Below are 24,626 nucleotides of genomic sequence, written 5' to 3'. Positions count from 1 at the left end.
GGGCGGCGGAATAACACGGGAATGTCAGCGAAAGGAGCTGTGGGACATGGACCTGGGACTATCTGAAGAGCAAGAACTGCTCAAGAACACCGCGCGGGACTTCCTGGAGAAGGAATGCCCGGAGACGCTCGTCCGCGAGATGGAAGAGGACGAAAAGGGCTACTCGCCCGACCTCTGGAAGAAGATGGCGGAGCAAGGCTGGCAGGGATTGCTGATCCCCGACCAGTACGGCGGCGCCGGCTTCAGCTACCTCGACCTCGTCGTGCTCGTCGAAGAGTTCGGCCGCGCGCTCGTGCCGGGACCGTTCATCTCGACGGTCGTCGGCGGCACGCTGCCGCTGCTCGAAGGCGGCACCGACGAGCAGAAGTCGCAGTACCTGCCGCAGATCGCCAGCGGCAACGCGATCTGGACGCTCGCGTTCACGGAGCCGTCCGCGCGCTTCGACGCCGAAGGCGTGGCGCTCGAGGTGAAGGAAGATGGCAACGACGTCGTGCTCAACGGCACGAAGCTCTTCGTCCGCGATGCGAACGTCGCTGACTTCTTCACGGTCGTCGGCCGCAAGCCCGGCTCGAAGGGCGAAGACGGCATCACGCTCGTCATCGTCGATGCGAAGGCGGCGGGCATCAGCCAGACGCAACTCAAGACGATCGCCGCCGACAAGCAGGCGGAAGTGAACTTCGAGAACGTCAAGGTGCCGAAGGCGAACGTCATCCCCGGCGGCTGGGCGACGTTCAAGAAGGTCCAGCGCAAGGCCACGGTCATCGAGTGTGCGTACCTCACCGGGCTGGCGCAGATGGACTTCGAGATCAGCGTCCAGTACGCGAAGGACCGCATCCAGTTCGGCCGGCCGATCGGCTCATTCCAGGCGATCCAGCACAAGGCCGCCGACATGGTGACCGACGTCGATGGTTCGCGCTTCATCATGTACCGAGCCGCGTGGTCCGTCGACCAGGACGAACCGGACGCCGACATGAACGTCAACATGGCGAAGGCCTGGGTCAGCGAAGCGACGCGCCGCGTCGTCGCGCACGGCCAGCAGATCCACGGCGGCATCGGCTTCACCAAGGACTACAAGGTGCAGCTCTACTTCCGCCGCCAGAAGGCCGCCGAACTAGCCTGGGGCGACGCCGACTACCACCGCGAACTGGTCGCCAGCGGGCTCAGCATCTAGACGTTAGCGCTCGAGCGTGGGCTCTCAAAACCCGCGAACGTCGCCGAAACGCAGGAAAGGGCCGCGTCACGAGGACGCGGCCCTAGCCTTCAAATCAGCATATCGCGTTCGATTCGGAGTTATGCGGGAATCTGCTCGAAGCTCGATGCACTGGCGCGTGTCGCCTGGGGCGTCTGAGCTATGTAGGCCACCATGCGCTCCGGACCGCCGGCGCTGAGTACGGCGATTGTGGACGTTGCGCCCTGCGCCCCGGAGACGAAAGCAACTGCCGCCTGACGAATCAACGCCGAAACCTTCAAACCGTGCTGCTCTGCGAACTCTTCCACGCGGTCAAAGTCCTCTCTCGGGAATGCAACGCTGACGACGGCGCGCGCCTTTCGAGGCGGCACTGCGGCATCCTCCTCGTCGAACTCCCAAGACTCAGGGTCTTGAAGCTCCTCGAGATCCTTGTCGGCCATGATTCTCTCCCTCACCCGCGGGGAAGCAGGTTCCATTCGTGTTGCTTACAGTACCACGCCGTGATTGGCCTCCATAGCGTAGCGTCATGCGTCATCTCGACTGGCATTGAAATGCAAGCCCCGCCATTATCGCGGCCCACAACGAGATAGAGGCCGCGGCGCTCTTTGCGGTTCCGCCCGATGCGATGCAGGTTGTCGATCACTTCAAGCGCCTGCGTCGGCTTCACCCCGTGCTTGTACATCTTCTCGAGATTCTCATCATCAAAGAGGAGATCTAGGATCATTATCGGCAGACTTGACATCCGCGCCGCGCTTCCACTACATTTGTAGTGTATTGATACTACAATACGCTACAGGAGTCAACCGAGCTATGCGAACCGAGTGGCTCATTCTTGCAGACCACGCCGATATCGTCGGTAACAAGCTCTACCTGAACGGGGGAGGTTGGGACGTGCTCAGCGTCCTGAACGCGTTTCCTTCGCAGCGAATGGTGGGGATCGCCGCGGCATTCAGGGTTGAGTGGAACGAGACCAACCAGCGCCACAACGTCGAAATCGAGGTCCTTTCGGCCGATGGTGCCTCTCTGGCTAAGGTGGGCGGACAGTTCGAGGTTGGGCGCCCCCCCGGTCTACCTCCCGGTCAGGCCCAGCGTGCTCAACTGGCGTTGAACGTAGGACTAAACGTGCCCGCACCAGGGGTTTACGAGATCGTCTCGCGCATCGAGGGGCAAGAGGACTCGCGTACTGCGTTCAATGTAGTGTCTGGGCCGGCGCTGCCCCAATTCAATCAGCCGCCTCAGCAAAGCTAGGGAGCAGGTCATCAACGACCAAAGACCAAGCACCAGCAACTAATCACCAACCACCACCTCCACCCACCACGCCGCGACCGCCGCCGCATTCACCGACCGCACCACCTCCGCCTCGACGCCCGCGACCGGGTCGATGAACGTGCGCACGTGGCCCTGGTGCATCGCCACCGTCACCGGGAGGCGCTCTGTCGTCACGAATCGACGCTCCACCATGCACGCAACGGCCAGCGGATCGTGCACCAGGCAGACGTGATCGTCCGGGATGACACCGTGCCAGTGCTTGCCGCGCCCGTAGACGTCGATCTGGCGCGCCAGCTCGCGGCACAGCGCATCGCCGCTGCGCAGCCGCTCGAGATGCGGCGCCATGAGCCACGCCGTCATCGTGACGTCGATCGGCGTGTACAGAGCGTTGAAGCCGGCGTTCAGCGCGCGCACGGCGGCCGTCGCGTCGACGTTGAGGTTGTGGTCGATCGACGGCGGCAGCTCCTCACCGAAGAAGCGCACCGGCGCGAAGACGCCGCCCATCACTGCCAGCAATTCGACGTCGTGCGCGAACGACGGATCGCGGTCAAGCGCCGCGGCGACGTTCGACTGCATGCCGACCGTCGCGACCTGCACGCCGCCCCGCTCGCACTCTTCGAGCAGCAGCGTGACGGCGTCGCGCCCGCTGATCTCCAGGCCATCCGGCACGTCGCCGAGCATCGCCGCTTCGTGCGAGCCATCGGCGCTCTCGTTGCGCTCCGGATGCTCGCCGCGCACGCCCGCCGCAACTTCGACGTCGTCACGCCCCGCAAGCAGCAACAGCTTCTTTGCGATCTTCGCGCGTCGCACCGTATCGCCCGAGACCGTCGTTACGGCGCGCAGGTCGATGTCCGGGTGCCGGATCGCGAACGCCAGCGCGAGCGCATCATCGACGTCGCCGCCAATGTCGGTATCGAGGATGAGCGTAGTGGCCATGAGGCGAGCATAGCCGTTGAGACGGAGAACTTAGAACCTGGAACCTGGAACCGAGCGGCAAGAACAATTCGTCAAGGTTCGAGTCAAGGTCCTCATGGGTTCAAGGTTCTGCGGCTGTTGCCGCGCTCATCGCCATCCGGTACACATACCCGTCACCCACCGATCTCTCCTCCGGGGAATAGCTTGAACGTTCTCTTCGCTTCGGCCGAGATGAGTCCGCTCGCCAAGGTCGGCGGCCTCGGCGACGTGGCTGGCTCGCTTCCACGAGCCCTGCGCCAGCACGGCCTCGACGTCCGCCTCGCGATGCCGTTCCACGCGATCATCGATCGCGAGCAGGCCGCCGCGAAGCGCATCGCCGAGCAGGTGCGCGTGCCATGGGCAGGCGGTGACGAGAGCGTCGACGTCTGGCTCGCGGACGTGCGGGGCGTCCCGGTGTATCTCATCGAGAACCAGCGCTACTTCGACCGCCCGACGGTCTACGGGCACGACGACGACATCGAGCGCTTCCTCTTCTTCTGCGACGCGCTCCTCGCGTGCGCCGACCGTCTGGACTTCCGGCCGGACGCCGTCCACGCGCAGGACTGGCACACCGCGTTGCTGCTGACGCGCCTCGAAGCGGACGACGCGCACCCGTGGTCGCGCTGCGGGCGCGCCTACACCATCCACAACCTGGCGCTCAAAGGGGAGTTCACGCGCGACTTCGCCGCCGGCTTCGGCCTGGGATCGCAGCAGTTCGCGCCTCCCGACGGACTTCCCGAAGACATCATGTACAGCGCCATGGCGCAGGGAATCGCGCACGCACAGCGGGTCAACACCGTCAGCGAGACATACGCGAAGGAGATCCTCACACCCGAGTACGGCGCCGGCCTCGATCCGCTCTTGCGCGCGCGCGGCGAATGGGTCTCCGGCATCGTCAACGGCATCGACTACGAGGAGTTCGACACTCAGACGGACGCAGCGCTGGAGACGAACTTCAACGTGGACACGCTCGACCGTCGCGAACAGAATAAGCACGTCCTGCAGGCGACGGCGGGGTTGCCGATCGATCCGGGGGCGCCGCTGTTCGGCGTCGTCACGCGACTGTTTGCACAGAAGGGCATCGATCTCGTTTCGGACGCGTTCGATGCGCTGCTCGCCGAACGCGAGGCGCAACTCGTCGTGCTGGGCACCGGCGATCAATCCGTGCACGAAGCGCTGCAGGCGCTCGAAGCGCGCTATCCGCAGCGCGTGAAGGTGTGGCTCGACTTCAACCCGCCGCTCGGGCAGCAGATCTACGGCGGCTGCGACGTCTTCATGATGCCGTCGCGCTATGAACCCTGCGGCCTCGGACAGCTCATCTCGCTGCGCTACGGCGCCGTGCCGCTCGTCCGCCGGACAGGCGGCCTCAACGACACCGTGCAGGACGCCGACCCATCGTTGACCACCGGCACGGGCTTCATCTTCGAAGGTGCGACCGCACGCGATCTGCGCGAAGCAGCCGAACGCGCACTGACGGCGTTCGCGAATCGCGCTGGTTGGCGTGCGATGCAGGAACGGGGCATGCGCCAGGACTGGTCGTGGGGTCCTGCCGCAGACAACTACGCCGCGCTCTACGAAACGGCGATCGCCGACAGGGGCGCGCGCGTCTCATGAGCGGACCGTACTACGCCGGCGTGGACCTCGGCGGCACGAAGATCATGGCAATCGTCGCCGATGGCGAGGGCAAGATCGTCGGTGACCAGCGATTGCCGACACAAGCGTCGAAGGGCGCCGAGCACGTCATCGATCGCATGGTAGAAGCGACGCGCGCCGCGGCCGATGAAGCGGGCATTGCGCTCGCCGACGTATCGGCCGCAGGCGTCTCGGCGCCGGGGCCGATCGACTGGCAGCACGGCGTCGTCACCGACCCGCCGAACTTGCCGGGCTGGCACGACGTACCGCTCACGCGATTGTTCAGCGAGCGCTCCGGACTTTCCAGCGTGCTCGAAAACGACGCGAATTGCGGCGCCGTGGGCGAGCATCAGTTCGGCGCCGGTCGCGGCTACCGGCACTTGATCTACGTCACGATCAGCACCGGCCTCGGCGGCGGCCTGATCATCGACAACGAGTTGTATCGCGGCGCCTCGGGCGCGGCGGGCGAACTTGGCCACATCATCGTCGCCGACGACGGCGCGATGTGCGGTGCGAAGCACGTCGGCTGCATGGAGGCCTACGCATCCGGCGCGGGCATTGCGCAGCGCGCCCAGGAACTGATCGATGCGGGAAGCATGCCGCGCACAGCGCGCATCGCCGAGCAGAAACCGCCCCTGTCGGCGGAGTCTGTGCACCTCGCCGCGCAGGCCGGCGAGACCGAAGCGCAGGCGATTATCGATAGGGCCGCCCGCTACTTCGGCATGGGCCTCGCGACGATGATCAACGCCTTCAACCCGGAGATCATCGTCATCGGCGGCGGCCTCACGCACATTGGTGATGAGTACCTGGCACCGGCGCTCGAGGTGGCGCGCGCACGCTCGTTCGAGCAGCCGTTCCAGGACGTGCGGATCGTCGAATGGGAGTTGGGGGAACGAGGGACGGCGCTGGGGGCTCTTGCCCTGGCGCGTAGCCGAGATAGGAAGGACACGAACTGACGCCCGATTACGGTCAGCCCGTAAGGGTTTTTGCCGATAATCGACACAGGCCGTCGGGACGTCGTCCGGAGGTCCGAGGAGTGGGGTGGCGGGGATGATCTTGGTTCGCCAGTTGGCGTCTTCCATGAGCAATGACCGGGCGCGCGCCATCGAACTGGCGGCGGTCGTTTTCCTGTGGCAGGCCGCCGTTGGCGTCTACTTCCTCTCGCTCGTGCAGCAGTACCTGCCGCAAGCGCTCCATGCCGGCGCCGCCTACCCCGGCTATGCGATGGCCTGCTACGGCGTCGCGAGGTTCCTCTGGCAGCCGATCGCGGGCTGGATCGCTGACCGCGCCGGCCGCCGCCCGACGATGGTCGCCGGCATGGCGTTCAGCATCCCGATCCTTGCGCTGATGATGCAGATCCCCGACGAACGCTGGTTCCTCGGCCTCTCGGCGCTGCTCGGCGTCGGCGCGGCGACGATGTGGCCGGCGTTCATGGCGCACGTCGGCGAAACGACGCCGCACGAGCGCCGCGCTCGCACCATGTCGCTTCTCAACCTCGCTCAGATGGCCGGGATTGGCATTGGCACCGTGGCCGGCGTCGTCGCCGTCGACTTCGTGACCTACGGCGCGGCGTTCTGGGCGTGCATCGCCTTCAACGCGCTGGCGCTGATGATGGTGCTGCGCAGCATCGATGCGCCTGACCACGTGAGCGAACCGCTCCCGGCAGCGCACGTTGCGCCACAACACAGCGCGGCCCCGGGTGCCTGGAAGCCGGGAATCGTCGTCCTGGGTGTCATCGTCCTCTTCCTGACGCTCGGCACCAGCATGCACACGCCGATGATCGGCGCCTACACGCGCGACGTCCTGGAAGTGAAGATGTCCTATATGGCGATGCTGTTCCCGGCGCCCGCGCTCGCGGCCGGCGTGATTCTCTGGAAATTCGGCCATCTCGCAGACCGCTACGGCCGGCAGGTGCCGCTGATCGCCGGCCTCTTCGTCGCGGCGCTGTGCATCTTCGCGCTGACGCTCACGGACAGCCCGATCATCGTCGTGCATCTCGTCGTGCTGGCGGGCCTCGCGTACGCGATCAGCGTCCCGGCCTGGGGCGCCGCCGCCCTCGACGCCACGGACGTCGGCAGCCGCGGCCTCTGGCTTGGCGCTCTCGCTGCTGTGCAGGGCCTGGGGACGGCAGGCGGTCAGGCGTTGGGCGGTCTGGTCGGAAGCGAGTGGGGTCCGCTCGCGCCGTTCAAGTTTGCGGCGGCGCTGCTCTTCGTCGCGCTCGTGCTGATCGTGGCGCACCAGCGCTGGCAAGCCGCGTCGCCCCGGTTCGCACCCGCGCTCGAACCGGTGCGGATCGACGACTGACAGTTCGTTAACAACCGAAGGTGCCGCACGTCGCTATACTGGCCGGGTGCCTCGCCGGTCCCTTCACCTTGCGTCCCTGGCTCTGTTCTCGCTCGCCGGCGCTTCCGCGCTGACGGGCTGTGGCATCGTCGGCGGTTCGTCTGCGACCGACACGCCGACGCTGACGGCTACCGCCACGCGGACGCATACGCCCACGCGCACACCGACGCCCGTACCCACCGAGACGCCGACACCGGCGCCCACTGACACGCCGGAGCCGACGTCGACGCCGGCGCCAGAGGTCGTCGTACCACCACCGTCCGGCGATGGCCTCGCGCAGGGCCGCACCATGGTGATCCGCGTCCCGATGGACAATGCGAGCGGCGCGACGGCGATCTACCGCGGGCGCGAGCACAAGATGGTCGAAGCCGGCGGCGAGTTCTGGGCCGTCATCGGCGCCGGCGCCACGCAGGAAGTGGGCACGTATACAGTCACGGTGAACATGCTCGATGAGCGCGGCGCCCTGCTTCGCGAAGTCACACAGACCCTGACCGTTTCGCCGACGAACTGGCCGGTCGAGTACATCACGCTGCCGCCAGGGCAGATCGAAGGCATCCCCGCCGAAGATGTGCAGCGCGAATTGAACATCCGCGCCGCCACGTTCGCGCAGTTCACGCCGCAGAAATTCTGGAACGGCCCGTTCATCTTCCCGCAGACCGGCCCGCTGACCGGAAACTTCGGTGATGCCCGCAGCTACAACGGCGGGCCCGTCGGCAGCCACCATAGCGGCACGGACTTCGCCGCAGATGAAGGCGCGCCGGCGATGGCCGCGGCGACCGGGCGCGTCGCCTTCGTAGGCTTCCTGGCGACGCGCGGCAATTCCGTCATGCTCGATCACGGCCTCGGCGTATTCACCGCGTACCATCACCTCTCGCGGATCGATGTAACGCAGGGACAGGACATCGCGCAGGGTCAGGTCGTGGGCGGCGTCGGGGCGACCGGCCTTGCGACGGGGCCGCACCTGCACTGGGAACTGATCGTCGGCGGCGTCAATGTCGACCCGGTGTTCTGGACGTATGCCGGCGTCGCTCCCTGACGCGGACGGCGCCACCCTGGCGCAGATCTTCCGGCTGCTCGATGATGCCTATGGCGACGAGACGTGGGTCTGGGACCCTGAACACGTGCGCGGCGCCATGGACGTGGTGGCGGGCGCGGTGCTCGTGCAGCACACGACGTGGACGAACGCCGAGCGTGCGCTCGAGAACATGAGGGCCGCGGGTGCGCTCGACCCGTCGCGGCTCGCGCGCATGCCCGATGACGCGTTGATCCAACTCGTGCGCGTCAGCGGCACGCCGAACGTGAAAGCGCGACGGCTGCGCGCCATCGCGCGGACGATCGTTGACGCGGGCGGACTCGAGGCGCTCCTGGCGCTCGACCGGGACGACCTGCGCCGGGGGCTGCTCGATACGCATGGGATCGGGCCCGAGACCGCCGACGCGATCTTGCTCTATGCCGCTGGGCATCGCACGTTTCTGATCGACGCCTACACGCAGCGCGTGTTCCGCCGCATCGGCCGCGGCCCCGCATCGAATAGCTACGACGCTTGGCAGCGCTGGTTCGAAGACCGCCTGCGCGATGCCGACGCGGGCGCCTTCCAGCGCATGCACGCGCACATCGTCCTGCACGGCAAAGCGGTCTGTCGCACGAATCCGCGCTGCGGGACGTGCCCGCTCGCCGGATGCTGTGACACCGGTTCGAAGGTCCTCGCGGCACCGAAGTCCGGCGCCGCGCCCGGCGAGCGCGGCTAGCCTCGCGCCACCTGAGAGATCGAACGCGAGGCCCGTCTCCGCCCCAGAGCTGCTACTCGGCGGCCTCGAGCGCACGAGCCCAGTCCGGGATCTCGGCGTCCTGGACGGCGTCGTAGTTCGGGAAGTACGGCTTTACGTCCAGCACCGGCGTCGAGTCGATCGCATCGAGCCCTTGTACGCGCAGAATGTTGTTGCGGCGCCGCAGCAGCCGCACGACGGAGACGCCGAGCGGTGAGGGGCGCAATTGGCTCCGCGTCGCGAGTACGCCCTGTTCCGGGATCCGCGCATCGCCCCGGGGGCGCACGCGCTCCTTCAGTTCCGACTCCGGCACCTTGTCGAACGCGAAGACGACGATGATGTGCGAGTACCCCTCGAGACCATCGAGCGCGTGCGACAGCTCCTCCCGCACGATGATGTCAGAGCGTACGTTCTCCCACCCATCCATCCTGGGCGCCGTCACGGCATTCCGCACGACGCCGATCGGCCGGATGCTCACGGGTTCGCGGGGTATCGAGCGGCGCCCGCGCAAGCGGGAAAACCAATCCAGGAAGCGAAACCAGAGCGCGCGCATGGCCGAACCGTAGCACGCCGCTGAACGCCGGGCAGTTCAGGATGACCCGTTCTCATCTCCCGGGGGCAGCCGCTCCATCACCGTCCGCCGTGTGTCCGAGACGGTCCCCATCTCGCCGGCCAGCGGCATGGCGCCGCCCTGCCCGGACAGCCTGAGCAGCGCGCTCGCGATCTCGGCGATGCTGTACTTGCCGTACTGGCGGTGCGCCAGCAAGGCGTCCAGGTCGACCGTATAGATGTTCCGGCGACCCTCCTTCCGCCGGGCGACGATATCGTCCCCCTCCAGCGCGCGAAGGATGGACTGCGCGGCCCGGTCGGTGATCCCGACGGCGTCGGCGATCTGCCGGAGCGTCGAGCGGGGATTCTCGACGACGTGGACCAGGACCAGGGCATGGTTCGTGAGTAATCCCCATCGGTTCATATGAGTCGCCTATCTCCAGTGCGGGTGAAATCGACGCAACGAGCTTGACGGCAGGATTTTACAGAAATAGAATGCCGGTAATTCAATTGTGGTCTTCGAGTTCCGGTAATCTATATAATAGTTGTGAACTTCCGGCTTCCCATGTCTGGTATTCGGTTTCCTAGTTAGCCTCAAACATGCGCCAGATGTCAAGCTGAATAGAGAGCAATTTACGACCGGACGCCGCACTTGCCATGTGCGTCCCGAGGGGAGCGGTCAGGGCGGCCACCCCGCCGCGAGGTGGGAAAGAAAGTGCGAGCAGGATGCTCATTCTTGTAAGGAAGGTCCAGCAGGGCATCTGGATCGAAGGCGACATCTGGGTCAAGGTACTCAGCGTCGACCGGGACCGGGTCAAGCTTGGCATAACGGCGCCGGACACCGTGAAGGTCATGCGCCAGGAGTTGTGCGTCGATATCGAGAACGCCGGCGAATTCACGAACGGGCGATCCCATCCGGAGAACGTACCGTCGGAGATGCGCGGCGCAGAAGAGCCCTCATAGCGGGCCGATGAGTGCGGGTTCGCGGACTGCACTCCGCGCCATGCGCCCTGAAGCGCATACCCGGAATCCAACACGAACGGGCGGATCGACTGATCCGCCCGCTTTGACGTGAATCGCTATCGGCCAACCTGCGGCGCGCCTCCCGCCGCGGTGACCAGGATCGCGCGCCGGGCTAGCGCCCTTCGAACTGCGGCTCTCGCCGCTCGATGAACGCCTTGACGCCCTCCGTGAAGTCATTCGACCGGAACAGCGGCAGCAACTGCAGGAAGACGTGGTGCACGTTCGCTTCGAACGTCTCTTCCATGCTCAGGCGCATCATGCGCTTCGTCGCCTGCACGGCGAGCGGCGCGTTCTTCGCCATCTCGGCGGCAAGCGAACGCGCTTCGTCCATCAGCGAATCCGCCGGTACGACCTTGCGCACCAGTCCGTACTCCAGCGATTCCTGCGCCGACAGCACCTTGCCGAGAAACGCGATCTCCGCCGCCTTCTCCCAGCCGACGAGCCGCGGCAGCAGCCACGTCCCGCCGCTCTCGGGCAGCACGCCGCGCCTGGTGAACACAGCCGCGAGCTTGGCCGTGTCGGCCGCGATGCGGATGTCGCAGCCAAGCGCCAAGTCCATGCCGTATCCGGCGGCCGCGCCGTTCAGCGCGCAAATGACGGGCTTGTCCGTCTGATGCAGCACGATCGGCGGGCTGTTGGCCAGGTCGAATTTCGAGATACCCACGGCCGCGCCGTTGACGGTGTTGCCGTTCGAACTGTCGCCCTGCTCTTTCAGGTCGAGCCCAGAACAGAAGCCGCGTCCCGCGCCCGTGAGGATGATCACGCGCACGTTGCGGTCACGATCCGCTTCCCGAAATGCATCCGAGAACGAGGCGAGCATGCCGCCGCTAATCGCGTTGAGACGCTCCGGACGGTTGAGCGTGACCGTCGCGATGTTGTCGCTGACGTCGTAGAGAAGGTCGCGGTACTCCATGATGGTGACTCCTTGAACGATAGTGACGTGCGGTAAGCCTACCCCTTGCGAAGTCTCGTGGCTACGGGGAGCGCATCATTATCGACGCGCGGGCGGAGCACCGGGCCTTGCTCAAGGCTCCACATCTTGGGCGTGCCGGAGACTACCGCTGCCGCATCCGCTGCACGACCGCCAGCGCCTGCCGCTGGTCGACGCCGAACCGATGCAGGCTGTGACGCACCAGCTCGAGCGCCACCTCGCGATCGGCGACGATGGCATCGAAGGCGCCGGCAATCCGCAGCTTCGATGCCTCCTCTTCGTTGATCGCGCGCGAGATCACGTCCAGGTCCGGATACATCATGCGGGCGCGCTCCACCAGGCGCCGCGCCGCGAACGGATCCGGAATCGCGACGACGAGCACGCGGCAGTCATCCAGCCCCATCTCATCGATGATCGCCGGGTTGCTCGCGTCGCCGTTGATCACGCGAATGTTCTCGCCCTCCAACCCGCGCAACGCACGTGCATCCTCATCGACGACGACGACCTCGAACCGTCCGCGCAACGCGTCCACCACGGTCTTGCCGACGGTCCCGTACCCGGCGACGACCGCCTTTCGGCCAACGCGGCGCGGCCGGCGCTCTTCCGGCAGGTCGACCGCGGGCCGCCCTTCGATGGCGCGGTTCACGCGTGTCGCGCCCGCGGTGATCAGCGGCGAGAGGACGATCGACAGCGCTGTGGCCGCGACCACGACCGAGAAGAAGTCAGCACCCACCACGGCGTTGTCGACGCCCAGACCGACGAAGACGAACGTGAACTCACCACCCTGCGCCAGGAACGCTCCGCTCACGAGCGCCGTGTTCTGGCGTTCTCCCGCCAACCGCAATAGCCCAACCGTCAGCACGCCTTTGAACACGATGATCAGCGCCAGCACGACCAACAACGTGCCGATGTTCTCGCCGACCACATCGGGCTCGATCAGCATGCCGACGGACACGAAGAACAGCACGGCGAACACGTCGCGCGCCGGCAGCAGTTCACCCAGCACGCGGTGTGAGAGGTCCGATTCGCTGACCACCATGCCGGCAAGGAATGCGCCCATCGCGAGCGACAACCCCGCCTCCTGCGAAGCCAACGCCGTCCCCAGCGCTATCCCCGCCACGGCCAGCACGAACAGCTCGCGCGAGCCCTGGTCGGCGATGCGCGCGAGCAGCCACGGCACCAGCCGCACGCCGACGATGAGCAGAACGGCGATGAATCCGACGCCCCGCAACGTCGCAAACGCGACGCTCGATCCGACATCGCCCTCTTCCGTCACGGCGATCAACACCGCCACGACGATCAGCGCCGATAAATCCTGCACGATGCTCCAGCCCAGGCTGACGCGCGCGTGCTGCGTGCTCACCTCGCCCCGTTCTGACAGGAGCTTGCTGATCACCGTGCTGCTGCTGGAAGCCAGCGCCACGCCGATGAACAGCGATTCGTCCCACTCCCAGCCCATCGGCCCTGCGATCGCCCACGTGACGCCCACGACGATCAGCACCTGCGCGATCGCAGCCATGCCGATCTTGCCCCCCACCTTCGCCAGGTCGCCAATCGAGAACTGGACGCCGATGCCGAACATGATCAGCACGACGCCGATGTCCGCCAGGAATCGCAACCGGTCGATGTCGCCGACAAAGCCGGGCGTGAAGGGACTGATCACCATCCCGGCGGCCACGTAGCCGGCGATGGAAGACAGCCCGATACGCGATGCGAGCCACCCTCCGGCCAGTGCGACGCCCATCGCCGCTACCAGGTCGAGCAGCAGGCTCGTGTCGTTTTCCATTGTCAGTAATAGTATCCGTCGGCATTCCGCGCACCGTGCGCTTTACATATGTCGTCTACGCCGCCCGCGTCGCGTGCGAACATCCGTCGCGAAGCCGTCTCCCTCGACGGCTGCAACAAGAAGGGCGGCCGTTCGGGCCGCCCTTCGTCGCGTCGTGCTTCGGTGCGGCGCTACTTGGGACTCGATGACTCAAATGAGCTGCACACGGTATCCGTGATCAACCGCGTGACGACGTATGGGTCGCAGTTCGCGTTCGGGCGCCGGTCCTCGATGTAGCCCTTCTGGTCGCGTGCAACCTGCCACGGGATGCGCACCGAGGCGCCCCGGTCCGAGACGCCGTAGCGGAACTCCTTGTACGAGCACGTTTCGTGCAAGCCGGTGAGCCGCTCTTCGATCGCGTAGCCGTAGTTCTCGATGTGCAGGTCGTGTCGCGTGCTCAAGGCTTCGGCGGCCTTCACGCAATAGTCGTAGTTCGACCGCATCTCCTTCGTCGAGAAGTTCGTGTGCGCTCCGGCGCCGTTCCAGTCGCCCTTCACCGGCTTCGGGTAGAGCGTCGCGCTGACGCCGAAGTCCTCGGCGATCCGATAGAGGAGCCATCGCGCCAGCCAGAGCTGGTCGGACGCATCGAGCGGGCCGACGGGGCCCACCTGGAACTCCCACTGCCCCGGCATCACCTCGCCGTTGGTGCCGGAGATTGCGATGCCTGCCTGTAGGCACGCCTCGGTGTGCGCTTCGACGATCTCGCGCCCGAACACCTCGTCCGCGCCGACGCCGCAGTAGTAGCCACCCTGGGGCGCGGGAAAGCCGTTGTCCGGCCACCCGAGCGGCTTCGCGCCCTCGAAGAACGTGTACTCCTGTTCGATGCCGAACCACATGTCGTGCGACTTGTAGCGTTCGGCGATCTCCGACAACGCAGCGCGCGTGTTCGTCGGGTGCGGCGTCATATCGGTCAGAAGCACCTCGGTCATCACCAGCTTGTGGTCGCCGCCGCGCAGGGGATCTGGGCACACGAAGACCGGCTGTAACACGCAGTCGGAGTTGGACCCGGGCGCCTGGTTCGTGCTCGAGCCGTCGAAGCCCCACACCGGCGGCTCTTCGCCCGACGGCACGATCTTCGTCTTCGACCGCAGCTTGGCCGTCGGTTGCGTGCCGTCGATCCAGATGTATTCGGCCTTGTAGAACGATCCCATTGGTGGTCACCCCGCTGGCTGCAGGCGTCCGCCCGGACGCCCCTGCTCCCCTGACAATAGGGCTTGAGCTTACCGAACCTACGTTACATCCATGTTGCGCGGCGGCATAGCATTTCCTGCGCTCGCCCACCGCTGAATCTGCGCCTGAACGTGGAACGGGCGGCGGGCGGCGTGAGTAGGTGGAGCCGCGCGCCCGTATACCGCGAATCCCTCATGGGCACCGGGCGTGGGAACCCGCAAACTTGCCGGTGCATCGAAGGGAAGCGGTGCAGGAGCAGCGGCCTGATGAGACTCCCGGATGACCGACAATCAGAAGTCCGCGTCGAACTGGTGACGGCGTTGTTCGTCGCCGGCGGCACGCCTGAGGGTATCCACGACCTCGGCCGTTTCCTCGAAAACCTGAATAACCCCTCTGTCTCGCGCCAGGTCGAACTGCGCGGGCCCGCCGTCCGCCCGCTCTACCACGCGACGCTGCACGTCGACCTCGATGCGCCACTACTCGTGCGCCGCGAAGACATCGTCTTTGCCACGTTCGATGGCCCTCACTTCGCGCGCGGCGTCGTCAAGGCGCCCTGCGTGCCGGTGCGGGTGCTGCTGATGGCGCCCCCGTTCCAGATCTCCGGGACGCTCGAGATGCCTCCGAACGCCGACCCGACGCAAGCGCTCCGTACGGCCATGCCGCCCTTCTTCGCCCTCAGATTCGCCCGCGTCTTCGATACCGACGGCGTGCAACTCGGCGAGGGTGAGCAGATCATCGTCAATGGCGCCGCCGTGCAGATGCAGAGCGCCACACGCAAGCACATCGAAGCCGCCCATGCGCCCGCCGCACAGGCGAAGCGCGCCGAGCTCGAAGCCCTGCCCGTCGAGGAGACTGAACGGGTGACCCGGGCGGCCTGACACACCAACGCCCCGTTGGATTGTGGTTGTGGAGGAGCGGACGCACGGATGCGGCCGCTTCTTCGCGATCAAACAACTACCCACACGCGAGCTTGGCCCGTTACCCTACGCCTATGATCCGCGTGCTGATCTCCGGCAGTGGCAAGATGGGACGCGCCATCGTTGACGCGGTCGATGCAGAGGCCGACCTCGATCCTGTCGGCGTCGTCGATGGCCTCGTGACGCCCGGGTCGTGGCGTCTTCCTTCCGGCAGCGACATCCCGCTCTTCGCCGACGTCGACGCCGCGTGCACCGGGAGCAAGCCCGACGTCGTCATTGACTTCACGAACGCCGCCTGGACGCCCGTCCTCACCGACGCGGCGCTCGCCCACGGCGTGCGTCCCGTCATCGGCACGTCCGGGCTCGCCGACGACTACGTGGCGCGCCTCACCAAGCAATGCGCCGAACAACGGCTCGGCGGCGTCATCGCCGCGAACTTCGCTATCGGCGCCGTGCTGATGATGCATATGGCGCGCGTCGCGTCGAAGTACTTCGACGCGGCGGAGATCATCGAGTTGCACCACGACCAGAAGGTCGATGCGCCGTCCGGCACGGCGATCGCGACGGCGCGCGGCATGGCGGCGGCGCGCGGCAAGCCCTTCGAGCGCAACGTCCCCGATGCGACGCCGATCGCCGGCGCCCGCGACGCATCCGTCGAAGGCGTGACGGTGCATAGCGTGCGGCTGCGCGGGCTGGTGGCGCACCAGGAGGTGATCTTTGGTGGCCTCGGGCAGACGCTTACGATCCGCCACGATACGACCGGCCGCGAGTCCTTCATGCCCGGCATCATCCTTGCCACCCGTGAAGTGATGCGGCGGCAGGATCTCGTCATCGGCCTCGACCGCCTGATCGGCCTCGACTGACGCTATGGCGTGTTGACAAGCAACCAGCAACCAGCAACCAGCAACAAGCAACTAGCGACCAGCGACAAGCTGGTGGATCGACGCCCGTACCGATCCGGCGTGCACTTCCAGGAAGCCCACCGTACCGAGCCGCCGGGCGTGGTTGCGGGGAAAGGTCGGGCTGCCAGGGTTCACCAGCAGCACGCCGCGCATGTCCTCGACCTGCGTGACATGCGTATGGCCGTGCACGAGCACGTCGACGCGGCCGCCGAAATGATGCTCCATGATCGATTCGAGCGTGCGATGCGGCGGCCACTCCGGCAACGTCGCATCGTGCACGAGTCCGATGCGTACGCCCTCGATGTCCAGCGTTTGCACCGGCTTGAGACGCGGGTCCTCGGCGCACAAGGGACGGCCGCCGCTCCCGTCATCACCGTTGCCGCGGACGCCGATCACCGGCGCGCCACAGCGCTCCTCCAGCCAGTCGAGCACCGCCACGACGTGGAGGTCGCCTGCGTGCAAGATGACGTCGACGCCGCGCAGCGCGTCGTACGCCTCATCCCATAGCGGTCCCGCCTCCGGGTAGTGCGTGTCGCCGATCAGCCCGATCCGGTACATGCCTGAATTCTAGACCGCTCGCCGACCGACGGTCGCACACGAAGGAACCACAGCGTCGTGACTGCGGGTCGTTTACCTTCTTTGCTGTTTGCTGTTTGCTGTTTGCTGTTTGCCGTTTGCCGTTTGCTGTTTGCTGTTTGCCGTAGCGAAGGACAAACCCTCGGCGCATTCACCGAGGGTCAGCTAAGAGACTCCGCCGAAGCGCCCCTACGCCTTGGACTTCGACGTCGTGCGCAGGCAGCGCGTGCAAATCTTCACCCGGATCGGGTCGCCATCGACGAACACGACCTGCTTGTGCAGGTTCGGTCGGAACGTGCGGTTCGTGCGCGGCGCCTTCCGCACCCATCGCCCCGAGTGCTGGTGGCGGATGTTGCGCCCGAACTGGGTACCCTTGCCGCAGACAGCGCAGATCGCCGGCATGTGCTTGCTCCTCGTCTGTGCGGGCGCCTCGCCCGCGAAGAAGCGCGCTGCGAGCGCGCTTCGGATCAGGAATCCCTGCCCGATTTCAGGCTCCGCATTCTATCGAGCCGCCGGAGCCGAAGGCAACGCGGAGACCCTCTTGAATCCGTGACTTCTATTTCTTCGCCCAATTGGCGATACTGAGTGCGTCGTGCGGGAACTCCCGCTCCACGCCGGACATCCGGCGGCCGAGCCCCAACCGACCCAAAACGTCGACCATCGACGCCGCGCCGTCGCGCGCCTGTTCGCGATGTGACGCCAAGGAGTCCGAGTGTCCAAGCTTCCCCTCAAGACCAGTTATCCGTTTACCGGCCACCAGCCGGCCCTCACCGCTCTCGAACGCCGCACCGTCCCCAGTCGCGACGACGTCATCGAGTTCTACAAGACGCACGAGCGCATGAGCTGGAGCCTCACGGAGATGCTCGACGTCTCCCCCTCGCAGATCGCAGTCGACGCGCTGACAGAGGCCGACGTCTACGTCGTCGAGTCGACCATGCTCGTCGAGAGCAACAACCCTGACTACGTCGCCAACCTGCTCGAGTACTTCGCCGCGGACCAGCACGCCTGCGACTTCATAATGATGTGGGCGGTCGAGGAGTGGAAGCACTATTACGCGCTCCGCGACTACCTGGCGAAGGCGCGCGTCGCGCTGCACGAGAGCAACGCGACGAACGGCGCCCCGGCGCGGACGCAGCTCCATCTTCGCGATCTTGTCGAAGCGGCGTTGGCCGAACAGATCGACGACGTCCGCGCGAACAGCGCCGAGAACTGGGGCATTCCGCTGCACTACCTGCCGGTGCAGGTCGTCGCGAACACGACGCTCCAGGAATTCGTGACGGCCGAGTTCTATCGCAACCACGCTCGCCAGACGCGCGAGCCCGTGCTCAAGAAGCTCGAGCATCTCCTCGCCAAGGACGAGTCGCGCCATGAGATGTTCTACGAGCAGAAGATGCACGACGTCCTGAATGCGCAGCCCGAACTCATGTCCGACGCGATCGCCGCGCTCAAGGAGTTCGGCATGCCCGGCGCGTACCTGGTCGACCGCTACGACGAACGCCGCACGGCCATGGAGAACGCCGCGTTCCCGACGGTCAGTGCCAAGCGCGGCGCCTTCGCTCGCCTCTTCGCCAAGCTCGAGCGCATGGTCGGACGCGACCGCGCGATGGAAGTCCTGACCGATGGCAATTACCTGTCGGACGGCGAAAACGATCGGCGCAAGCGTCCCAGCCAGGCGCTGATCTCCCGGCTGATCACGTCGAAGATCGCCGGCTGACCAATCCGCCAACGGTTACCGCACGATGCACTCGCAGATGCGGACCGACCGGAAGATCTGCATGGCGATGGCTTGCTCCGCCGGCGTCAGGTCGTTGCCGGTGACCGTGATCGCCGTCGTGAAGAATCGCCCCTGCCGAATGCGGTCGATGTGGATGCCGGTCACGCCGCCCGCGGACCGCGAAGCGACGATCTTCGCCGTGCGGCCGCCTACGGTCTCGAAGTGCACCCGATAACCCGCGTCGCCGTCGTACGGCATGTCGCTCGAGAATGCGCCGTAGTCGAACTGCAGCGAGACCGCCGGTCCGACGAAGTTGCCGACGAACGAATCGATGCCCTGCAGCGGCTCGTAGCGCCAGTCCGGCGGCAACAAGACGCGAAACTGCCCCAGGTCGTGCGATCTCCACGACGTTGCGCCGAGCGGGCAGCACTCGGTGTACGGCGCGCTCAGCAGTCCTAACGCGTGGTAGCGAATGTCAAACGACCCCGCCGGCAGCGATGCGAAGTGCATCGTCAATTCGATCGAGTCTCCGACGGCAAGCTGTGACGGCAGCGAAGGCCCGTCCGCGCGCCCGACGCCGTGTACATCGCCCTCGGCCGTGCGAATGATCCCGCAGACGGTGTACTCGGCGTACGCGCCCGGGCCGTTGTTCGTGAGGCGGATGCATACCGTCTTTGCCGCGAGGTCCCGCGACAACTCCTCGACGTACAGGCCGTCGCCGCGCGCCTGTCCCGTTCCGATCGGCGGCTCGCCGATGCGGTCGAACTCCGCCCCCAGCGGCAGCATCGGGTCCCTGAGGATGTAATCGGGGGTCATGTCCTCGGTCGGGACGAACAGCGCGAACGCCCCACGTTCGCCCGGCAGCAGCTTCGAAGGACAGGAGAACACGCCGATGCGCCCCGGGTAGACCTCGCGGTCGAGCGCGTCGAACACGCGCGCGGCGGCGATGACCGCATAGACGGCCTGGTCGCCGGTGTTGACGACCTCGCCGACCCATGGCCCCTCGTCGCCGCGCTGCGGCACGTTCGACACCACGTGCCGCCAAGCAGCACCGTCGCGGCGACGAGCAGGGTCAGGCTTCGGACGAGGTTCACGACATGAAGAACGCCGCCAGGTGAAGAAGGTTAACCCTCAACCGGACGGCTGCATCTGCCAGGCGCCGATGACGTTACCGGCCGGGTCGCGGATCGTCGCCACCCAGAGGCCGCCTTCGTCGTAGCGCGGCCGGACGATCTTGGCGCCGTTGGCGGTCGCCTTCGCGAGTGTCGCGTCGACGCTATCGACGTACACGAACGGCAGGATGCCCGGCTCGCGGGAGATCCGGCGCCCGGCGACGAACGCGCCGATCACGTAACCGCTGGCGTCGCCGAAGCTCACGTGGTCGCCTTCGCCGCGCTTTGACCAGCCGAAGACGCTGGCATAGAAGCTGGCGACGGCGCTCGGATCGTCCGCGGGGATCTGGATGTACGTGATGCTGTTCGGGCGGGCGATCTGTGGCTCGACGCCGCCGTCATCCTGTATCCCCGGTTCGTTGTTCTGGGCCATGAAGGACTAACCTCCGCGGTAAGGGCAGTCTGGATCAGAAGGTTTACGGTCATCAAGATTACCAGCAGCAAGGTGCCGGCGGCGCTAGACTCACGCCGCGGGAAGCGCTGCGCAGCAAGCAGTCACCGTGATTGGCTTGCGAGTGGGTGCTGCATCCAAAAGTCCCAGAGCAAGCGTGTGGCGTCGATCTCTTGTGTGGGCTGGATGCCCGTGGACCTACAGTTCGGACACGCCTCGTTGAATGTCGCCAGATTTGCACCAGGCCACGCGTGTTGCCCGTCGCTAATCACGTAAAACTCGACGGCTGACCCTTCGGCGCACCCGAGGAACGTTCGCAGCTCAACGTGCTCCGAGACCTGCGTAGTTTCCGGCTCGGGCGTGCAGCCATCTGCCGCGGCCCACTGGGCGACGACTGTCTCGACAGGCTGAAAGCCCTGTGTGTCGGCGGGCGGAGCAGTCGGCGGAGGCGGTGCGAGCTCGGCAGGGTGGGTGAAGTTGTAGCCGATGCCGCCATAGTATTGCACCGAAGTATCGAGCTTCCCGTGAAAGACCATGACCGGCAGCGGACGCGAGAGCTGGCAGGTGGCATCGTAGGCAATGCCGGACACCGCACCGATGGCCGCGATCCGATCGGCGAGGTGACACCCCACTGTCGAGGCAACTCGGCCGCCCCACGAGATCCCTCCCGCGAAGACGCGCGCCATGTCGATACACAAGCGCTGCTCGCTTGCATCAAGCACCGCCTTGAGGAACGCCGGGTTCGTGTTGTTACCCGGCGCTGAGGCGGGCCCAATCCCGTTGGGGGTCAAGATGTACGCGCCTTGCTGCTCGCCCAACGTCTCAAAGCCGTGGACCAACGCCACTCTCTCAACCGCGGCACCGAAGCCCGGGACGTCGATGATCAGCGGCAACGGCTCGTTCTCGACGGCCGCCGATGGAACCATCTCACGGTACGTACCCGCGTCTGCCCCAACCCCGATTGTCTGCTGTGATATGCCGGCGGGCGGAGCGGCCTGACTGCATCCTGGCGATGGTCGCGGTGCGACTACAGCGGCTGACGCGCCGCCCGCATCCTTCGGCGACTCAGTCGCACTGCTGGTAGTCCCGCCTCGATCGGTCCGGTCGCCGTCACTGCTGCAGGCGATGACAAGGATCGTGTAGACGAGTGCGGTGGCGAACGACACTGAACGGATCCTGGGCACGCGGGCAACGTTCGGCACCGCGCGAACTGTCATCAGCTTCATGGTCGCGTCTCCTGCCAGGGCCGCTTCTTCGGACCGGGCTTCCGCCGGGTCGACCTCGCTGGAAGATCCGGCGAATTGCCCGGCAATGCGGAGGCTATCGCCATGTGAACGAGATGGCTTCCGTCAAACTACGGATCTTCGCGATGGCGGAAAGTACGCAGCGGGCGGCGCCTAGACGAGACTTCGACGCAGGGCAAAGCCCGTGAGCTGGGCTCTCCCGTGTGTGTCCGTTTTCCGGTAAATGTTCGCGACGTGCCGCTCAACCGTGCGCGGACTGAGGATCAATGCAGTTGCAATCTCGCGGCTGCTCTTTCCCACCACGATCAGCCGCAGTACTTCCATTTCGCGAGCCGTAAGGCCCGCGGTGCCGGAAGCATGCGGCTGACCCACGCCGAGGAAGTCTTCCACCACCCGCGTCTCCTCCTCTGTCCATCTGTGGCTCGCGATGGTCACGAAGTGCGCATCTGGAATCGCCGACGCCAGCTCGCGCGACCATTCCAGCTGCGGCATGTTGCTCGGCAGCGCAACCTGCATCACAAGCGTCGGTGCGGCGACCAGCGGGAGGAGCGCGGTCACGTCGATGGTGATCTGCGATTCGAGGAACGCGCGTACCGAATCCGGTGTCATCGATTCGCGGTAGAGGGCGGCAAGCTTCCTCCCCCGCTCGCTATCTGTGAAGAACGTGTTGGAGTTGGCGATAGTGAGCGTGTAGGTCGTCCAATGTTCGTGAGCCCTCTCTACCCACGAGTCAAAGTGTCGAAAGGCGTGCCGGTTATCGCTTCCGCGGGCGTAGGAACCTAACAGGATGAGGTGGGATACGCGCTCCGGGTGGCGCACCGCATATGCAATAGCCGCGGGCCCGCCATGCAACGGCCCAAGGATCGCGAATCGCTTCAGCTTCAACCGCTCCACGACGGCTTCAAGGTCGCGTACGCGCGCGTCGAGGCTGAAATCGAGGGAATCCCGGCCGGACAGCCCGGTGCCACGCGCGTCATAGCGCACGATCTCCAGACCGCACCCGAGCCCTTCGGGGTTGTCGGTCGGGTGATACTCGGCGAAGGGTGGCAACTGCAGGTGACTCCAGAGCACGGTGGAAGTCACTACGAGGGGTTCGCCCTCGCCCAGCGTGTAATAGGCGATGCTGCCGCCGTCGCCCGTCGTGCAGTACTGGATGTCGTGTTCCATCGCCCAGAGTATAGGCGCCATGGGCAGGGCACAGTGGGTGGCCCGCCCCAGAGGCGCACGCGTGCCCCGGAAGAGCGTTGGCGGCGCGGGGACGCGGAAAGGGGGCCCGGGTGGCATCTGCAACCGGGCCCCCACCCCACCCTTGAACGCGTGCTTTCAGAGAGGGCACTCCGGCCCCGGCGAGGGTGCGTCGAGACGGATGGGGAGCGGCGGCGTCGTCTTCGGCATGAAGTACGTTGCGAAGAAGACCAGCGTGTCCGTCCCATTGTTCCTCGCCAGGTGGACCTGATCGGGATACGTCGGAAACGACGATCCCTGGCCATAAGCGATGCCGTGCTCGCAGTGCTCGGCGTGATAGAGCGTCAGCGTGCCTCGCGAGATGACGTTCACGTTGGGGCCGGGATGCGTGTGCCAGCCCGTCGTACCGCCGGGCGGGATTTCCACCCGCTGTGTAACGACCTCGGTCGGTCCGCGCGTCTTGATCTTCACGCTCGCGCCGTGGCCGAACCTGGCGTTCACGTTCAGCGAGCCGTCGAGTTCACCGCGTGCCGTCTCGACGGTGAGCGGGCTGCCCGGCGTAGCGAGCGCCGTGGTGACGAACACCCCGAGGATGCCGGCGAGCGCCAGTACTGCGATGCCGATCCTGAGCTTCATGGTTGTGCCTCCTATTCCGGTTTCCTGCGAAACCGGGCTCCGCCGGGTCGACCTCGCTGGCGGATCCGGCGAATTACCCGGCACCCAGAGGCTAGAGCCAAATTGTGCGGCGTGGCTTCCGTCAAACTACGGATTTTGAGCGTGGCATAAAGTGCGCACCCGGGATGCCTACACGAGGTTCCGGCGCACGGCAAACCCGACGAGTTCGGCTCGTCCATGCGTGTTCGTCTTGCGGAACAGGTGCGCGACGTGGCGCTCAACCGTACGCGGGCTGAGCACCAGTTCGTCAGCGATCTCGCGTCCGCTTTTGCCGGCAACGATCAACCGCAGCACTTGCAACTCGCGGGGAGTCACGGACACCCGTGCTCCCGTCCCGAGCGTCACCATGCGTGCTTCTGCCGCGCGCGGCGTCTCGTACAGGAATTCTTCGACCGCATCAATCGTCTCACGGCTAGTGTCCTCCGTCGCGAAGACGAGCCCTTCCCGGTCGAGGATGCGCAAGCGGCTATTGGCGATGTTCGCCGCGACCTCCCGCGCGACATCCGTCGTGACGAGACGGTCGCGCTGGGCGTGAAGGATCAGCGTCGGCGCTGCTACCCGTTGCAGCAAGCTGGCGACGCTCGTCTTGCTCAGAGCTTCGATGAAGCGGGCGCACATCTCGCCGTTTGTTGACTCCAGGTTCCATTCGCCCGCCATGTGAAGGCCACGCACATGCTCTCGGGGCCAGCGACTCCCGGCGCCGGCGATCGCGTGAGCCGCCGCGCGCCAGTCGGAGCGTGCGAGCGCGGCGAATCCGGTCATGGCCTCTGGCGCAAAGACGCCGGAACCCGATGCATGCGCTTCGTGGAGGACGAGCTTGCGCACACGCTGCGGCCGCTCGGCCGCATACCCAATCGCCCGCATGACGCTCCCCAACGGCGCCCAGACGTCGATTGACTCGATCCCCGTGGCCGTCACCACCGCGTCCAGGTCGCGAATCAAGCCTGCAAGGGAAAAGTCTGCGACGTTGCGGTCCGAGAGACCGGTGCCTCGCATGTCGAAACGGACCAACCGCGTGTTGCGTCCCAGTGCGTGCATGAACTGTTCAAAGGCCGGCACCATGTGGTCGAGCGCGAATGACTCGATGAACAGGGGGCACGCGAGGAGCGGCGGGCCCTCTCCCGTAACGGCGTAGGCGATGCTGACGCCGTCCTCCGTCGTGCAGTACCGGACGTCGTGTTCCATGTCCCGAAGTATGG

The 24,626-nt window shown here is 66.0% G+C and carries 28 protein-coding genes; 11 read left to right on the top strand and 17 right to left on the bottom strand.

What is annotated here, in order from left to right:
• Window positions 1-46: 46 nt before the first annotated feature.
• Complete coding sequence (locus tag WEB52_09320) at window positions 47-1,171, top strand: acyl-CoA dehydrogenase family protein (protein ID MEX2226635.1); 1,125 nt, start codon at window positions 47-49, stop codon at window positions 1,169-1,171.
• 119 nt (window positions 1,172-1,290) lie between these two features.
• On the opposite strand, the gene WEB52_09315 is transcribed toward WEB52_09320, so the two are convergent.
• Together WEB52_09315 and WEB52_09310 are read right to left on the bottom strand one after the other, a co-directional pair.
• Window positions 1,291-1,629 carry a hypothetical protein gene (locus tag WEB52_09315; GenBank protein ID MEX2226634.1) on the bottom strand — a complete coding sequence of 113 codons (339 nt, stop codon included), beginning with the start codon at window positions 1,627-1,629 and terminating at the stop codon, window positions 1,291-1,293.
• 11 nt (window positions 1,630-1,640) lie between these two features.
• Entirely contained in the window at window positions 1,641-1,931 is a 291-nt protein-coding gene (locus WEB52_09310; GenBank protein ID MEX2226633.1) for a hypothetical protein, read from the bottom strand.
• 68 nt (window positions 1,932-1,999) lie between these two features.
• Between WEB52_09310 and WEB52_09305 the strand changes: the two genes are divergently transcribed.
• The gene (locus WEB52_09305) at window positions 2,000-2,437 is read left to right on the top strand and encodes a hypothetical protein (protein ID MEX2226632.1); all 438 of its coding nucleotides are present in this window, start codon (window positions 2,000-2,002) and stop codon (window positions 2,435-2,437) included.
• A gap of 39 nt (window positions 2,438-2,476) precedes the next feature.
• Here the strand turns inward: WEB52_09305 and WEB52_09300 are convergent, their stop codons facing one another.
• Window positions 2,477-3,394 carry a nucleoside hydrolase gene (locus WEB52_09300; GenBank protein ID MEX2226631.1) on the bottom strand — a complete coding sequence of 306 codons (918 nt, stop codon included), beginning with the start codon at window positions 3,392-3,394 and terminating at the stop codon, window positions 2,477-2,479.
• Between WEB52_09300 and WEB52_09295 the strand changes: the two genes are divergently transcribed.
• The 5 genes from WEB52_09295 to WEB52_09275 all read left to right on the top strand — a co-directional run bounded on the left by WEB52_09295 (window position 3,314) and on the right by WEB52_09275 (window position 9,135).
• The gene (locus tag WEB52_09295) at window positions 3,314-5,026 is read left to right on the top strand and encodes a glycogen/starch synthase (GenBank protein ID MEX2226630.1); all 1,713 of its coding nucleotides are present in this window, start codon (window positions 3,314-3,316) and stop codon (window positions 5,024-5,026) included. The genes WEB52_09300 and WEB52_09295 overlap by 81 nt on opposite strands.
• Window positions 5,023-6,000 (top strand): ROK family protein, encoded by a 978-nt coding sequence (locus WEB52_09290; GenBank protein MEX2226629.1) that lies wholly within the window; start codon window positions 5,023-5,025, stop codon window positions 5,998-6,000. Before WEB52_09295 ends, WEB52_09290 begins: the two co-directional genes overlap by 4 nt.
• 124 nt (window positions 6,001-6,124) lie before the next feature.
• Window positions 6,125-7,348 (top strand): MFS transporter, encoded by a 1,224-nt coding sequence (locus WEB52_09285; protein ID MEX2226628.1) that lies wholly within the window; start codon window positions 6,125-6,127, stop codon window positions 7,346-7,348.
• Between the two features lie 46 nt (window positions 7,349-7,394).
• Window positions 7,395-8,423 carry a M23 family metallopeptidase gene (locus WEB52_09280; protein ID MEX2226627.1) on the top strand — a complete coding sequence of 343 codons (1,029 nt, stop codon included), beginning with the start codon at window positions 7,395-7,397 and terminating at the stop codon, window positions 8,421-8,423.
• On the top strand, window positions 8,404-9,135 hold the full coding sequence (locus tag WEB52_09275) for an endonuclease (GenBank protein MEX2226626.1): 732 nt from the start codon (window positions 8,404-8,406) through the stop codon (window positions 9,133-9,135). The genes WEB52_09280 and WEB52_09275 overlap by 20 nt, the downstream gene beginning before the upstream one ends.
• A gap of 52 nt (window positions 9,136-9,187) precedes the next feature.
• Here the strand turns inward: WEB52_09275 and tsaA are convergent, their stop codons facing one another.
• Together tsaA and WEB52_09265 are read right to left on the bottom strand one after the other, a co-directional pair.
• Window positions 9,188-9,706 (bottom strand): tRNA (N6-threonylcarbamoyladenosine(37)-N6)-methyltransferase TrmO, encoded by a 519-nt coding sequence (tsaA, locus tag WEB52_09270; protein ID MEX2226625.1) that lies wholly within the window; start codon window positions 9,704-9,706, stop codon window positions 9,188-9,190.
• A 36-nt stretch (window positions 9,707-9,742) separates the two neighbouring features.
• Entirely contained in the window at window positions 9,743-10,126 is a 384-nt protein-coding gene (locus WEB52_09265; GenBank protein ID MEX2226624.1) for a winged helix-turn-helix transcriptional regulator, read from the bottom strand.
• 302 nt (window positions 10,127-10,428) lie between these two features.
• Here WEB52_09265 and WEB52_09260 point away from each other — a divergent pair, with 302 nt between their 5' ends.
• Window positions 10,429-10,665: a carbon storage regulator gene (locus WEB52_09260; GenBank protein MEX2226623.1), complete on the top strand. Its 237-nt coding sequence runs from the start codon at window positions 10,429-10,431 to the stop codon at window positions 10,663-10,665.
• A gap of 172 nt (window positions 10,666-10,837) precedes the next feature.
• Here WEB52_09260 and WEB52_09255 read toward each other — a convergent pair whose 3' ends face one another.
• From WEB52_09255 to glnII, 3 genes are all read right to left on the bottom strand, one after another.
• The gene (locus tag WEB52_09255; protein ID MEX2226622.1) at window positions 10,838-11,638 is read right to left on the bottom strand and encodes an enoyl-CoA hydratase-related protein; all 801 of its coding nucleotides are present in this window, start codon (window positions 11,636-11,638) and stop codon (window positions 10,838-10,840) included.
• A gap of 142 nt (window positions 11,639-11,780) precedes the next feature.
• Window positions 11,781-13,442 carry a cation:proton antiporter gene (locus tag WEB52_09250; GenBank protein ID MEX2226621.1) on the bottom strand — a complete coding sequence of 554 codons (1,662 nt, stop codon included), beginning with the start codon at window positions 13,440-13,442 and terminating at the stop codon, window positions 11,781-11,783.
• 170 nt (window positions 13,443-13,612) lie between these two features.
• Window positions 13,613-14,632: a glutamine synthetase GlnII gene (gene glnII / locus WEB52_09245; protein ID MEX2226620.1), complete on the bottom strand. Its 1,020-nt coding sequence runs from the start codon at window positions 14,630-14,632 to the stop codon at window positions 13,613-13,615.
• A gap of 285 nt (window positions 14,633-14,917) precedes the next feature.
• Between glnII and WEB52_09240 the strand changes: the two genes are divergently transcribed.
• On the top strand, window positions 14,918-15,529 hold the full coding sequence (locus WEB52_09240) for a hypothetical protein (protein MEX2226619.1): 612 nt from the start codon (window positions 14,918-14,920) through the stop codon (window positions 15,527-15,529).
• A 113-nt stretch (window positions 15,530-15,642) separates the two neighbouring features.
• On the top strand, window positions 15,643-16,431 hold the full coding sequence (gene dapB / locus WEB52_09235; protein MEX2226618.1) for a 4-hydroxy-tetrahydrodipicolinate reductase: 789 nt from the start codon (window positions 15,643-15,645) through the stop codon (window positions 16,429-16,431).
• Between the two features lie 51 nt (window positions 16,432-16,482).
• Here the strand turns inward: dapB and WEB52_09230 are convergent, their stop codons facing one another.
• From WEB52_09230 to WEB52_09220, 3 genes are all read right to left on the bottom strand, one after another.
• A complete protein-coding gene (locus WEB52_09230) occupies window positions 16,483-17,028 on the bottom strand; it encodes a YfcE family phosphodiesterase (GenBank protein ID MEX2226617.1) in 546 nt (181 codons plus the stop codon).
• 207 nt (window positions 17,029-17,235) lie between these two features.
• The gene (gene rpmB / locus WEB52_09225; protein ID MEX2226616.1) at window positions 17,236-17,448 is read right to left on the bottom strand and encodes a 50S ribosomal protein L28; all 213 of its coding nucleotides are present in this window, start codon (window positions 17,446-17,448) and stop codon (window positions 17,236-17,238) included.
• Between the two features lie 154 nt (window positions 17,449-17,602).
• Window positions 17,603-17,749 carry a hypothetical protein gene (locus WEB52_09220; protein MEX2226615.1) on the bottom strand — a complete coding sequence of 49 codons (147 nt, stop codon included), beginning with the start codon at window positions 17,747-17,749 and terminating at the stop codon, window positions 17,603-17,605.
• A gap of 9 nt (window positions 17,750-17,758) precedes the next feature.
• On the opposite strand from WEB52_09220, the gene WEB52_09215 reads away from it, so the two are divergent.
• Window positions 17,759-18,760, top strand: coding sequence for an acyl-ACP desaturase (locus tag WEB52_09215; GenBank protein ID MEX2226614.1), 1,002 nt, complete (start codon window positions 17,759-17,761; stop codon window positions 18,758-18,760).
• Between the two features lie 15 nt (window positions 18,761-18,775).
• On the opposite strand, the gene WEB52_09210 is transcribed toward WEB52_09215, so the two are convergent.
• The 6 genes from WEB52_09210 to WEB52_09185 all read right to left on the bottom strand — a co-directional run bounded on the left by WEB52_09210 (window position 18,776) and on the right by WEB52_09185 (window position 24,612).
• Window positions 18,776-19,792: a hypothetical protein gene (locus WEB52_09210; protein ID MEX2226613.1), complete on the bottom strand. Its 1,017-nt coding sequence runs from the start codon at window positions 19,790-19,792 to the stop codon at window positions 18,776-18,778.
• 99 nt (window positions 19,793-19,891) lie between these two features.
• Window positions 19,892-20,305 carry a VOC family protein gene (locus WEB52_09205; GenBank protein ID MEX2226612.1) on the bottom strand — a complete coding sequence of 138 codons (414 nt, stop codon included), beginning with the start codon at window positions 20,303-20,305 and terminating at the stop codon, window positions 19,892-19,894.
• Window positions 20,306-20,427: 122 nt separating this feature from the next.
• Window positions 20,428-21,549, bottom strand: a complete 1,122-nt coding sequence (locus tag WEB52_09200) for a hypothetical protein (GenBank protein ID MEX2226611.1) — start codon at window positions 21,547-21,549, stop codon at window positions 20,428-20,430.
• A gap of 171 nt (window positions 21,550-21,720) precedes the next feature.
• Window positions 21,721-22,734 (bottom strand): alpha/beta fold hydrolase, encoded by a 1,014-nt coding sequence (locus WEB52_09195; protein MEX2226610.1) that lies wholly within the window; start codon window positions 22,732-22,734, stop codon window positions 21,721-21,723.
• A gap of 156 nt (window positions 22,735-22,890) precedes the next feature.
• A complete protein-coding gene (locus WEB52_09190; protein ID MEX2226609.1) occupies window positions 22,891-23,388 on the bottom strand; it encodes a cupin domain-containing protein in 498 nt (165 codons plus the stop codon).
• A 168-nt stretch (window positions 23,389-23,556) separates the two neighbouring features.
• On the bottom strand, window positions 23,557-24,612 hold the full coding sequence (locus tag WEB52_09185; protein MEX2226608.1) for an alpha/beta fold hydrolase: 1,056 nt from the start codon (window positions 24,610-24,612) through the stop codon (window positions 23,557-23,559).
• Between the last annotated feature and the right edge of the window lie 14 nt (window positions 24,613-24,626).

The organism is Dehalococcoidia bacterium, from assembly GCA_040902535.1.
In the GTDB taxonomy this organism is placed as follows: domain Bacteria; phylum Chloroflexota; class Dehalococcoidia; order DSTF01; family JACRBR01; genus JBBDXD01.
Note: the sequence above shows the minus strand (reverse complement) of the source record. Positions and strands in the feature narration are given on the sequence as shown.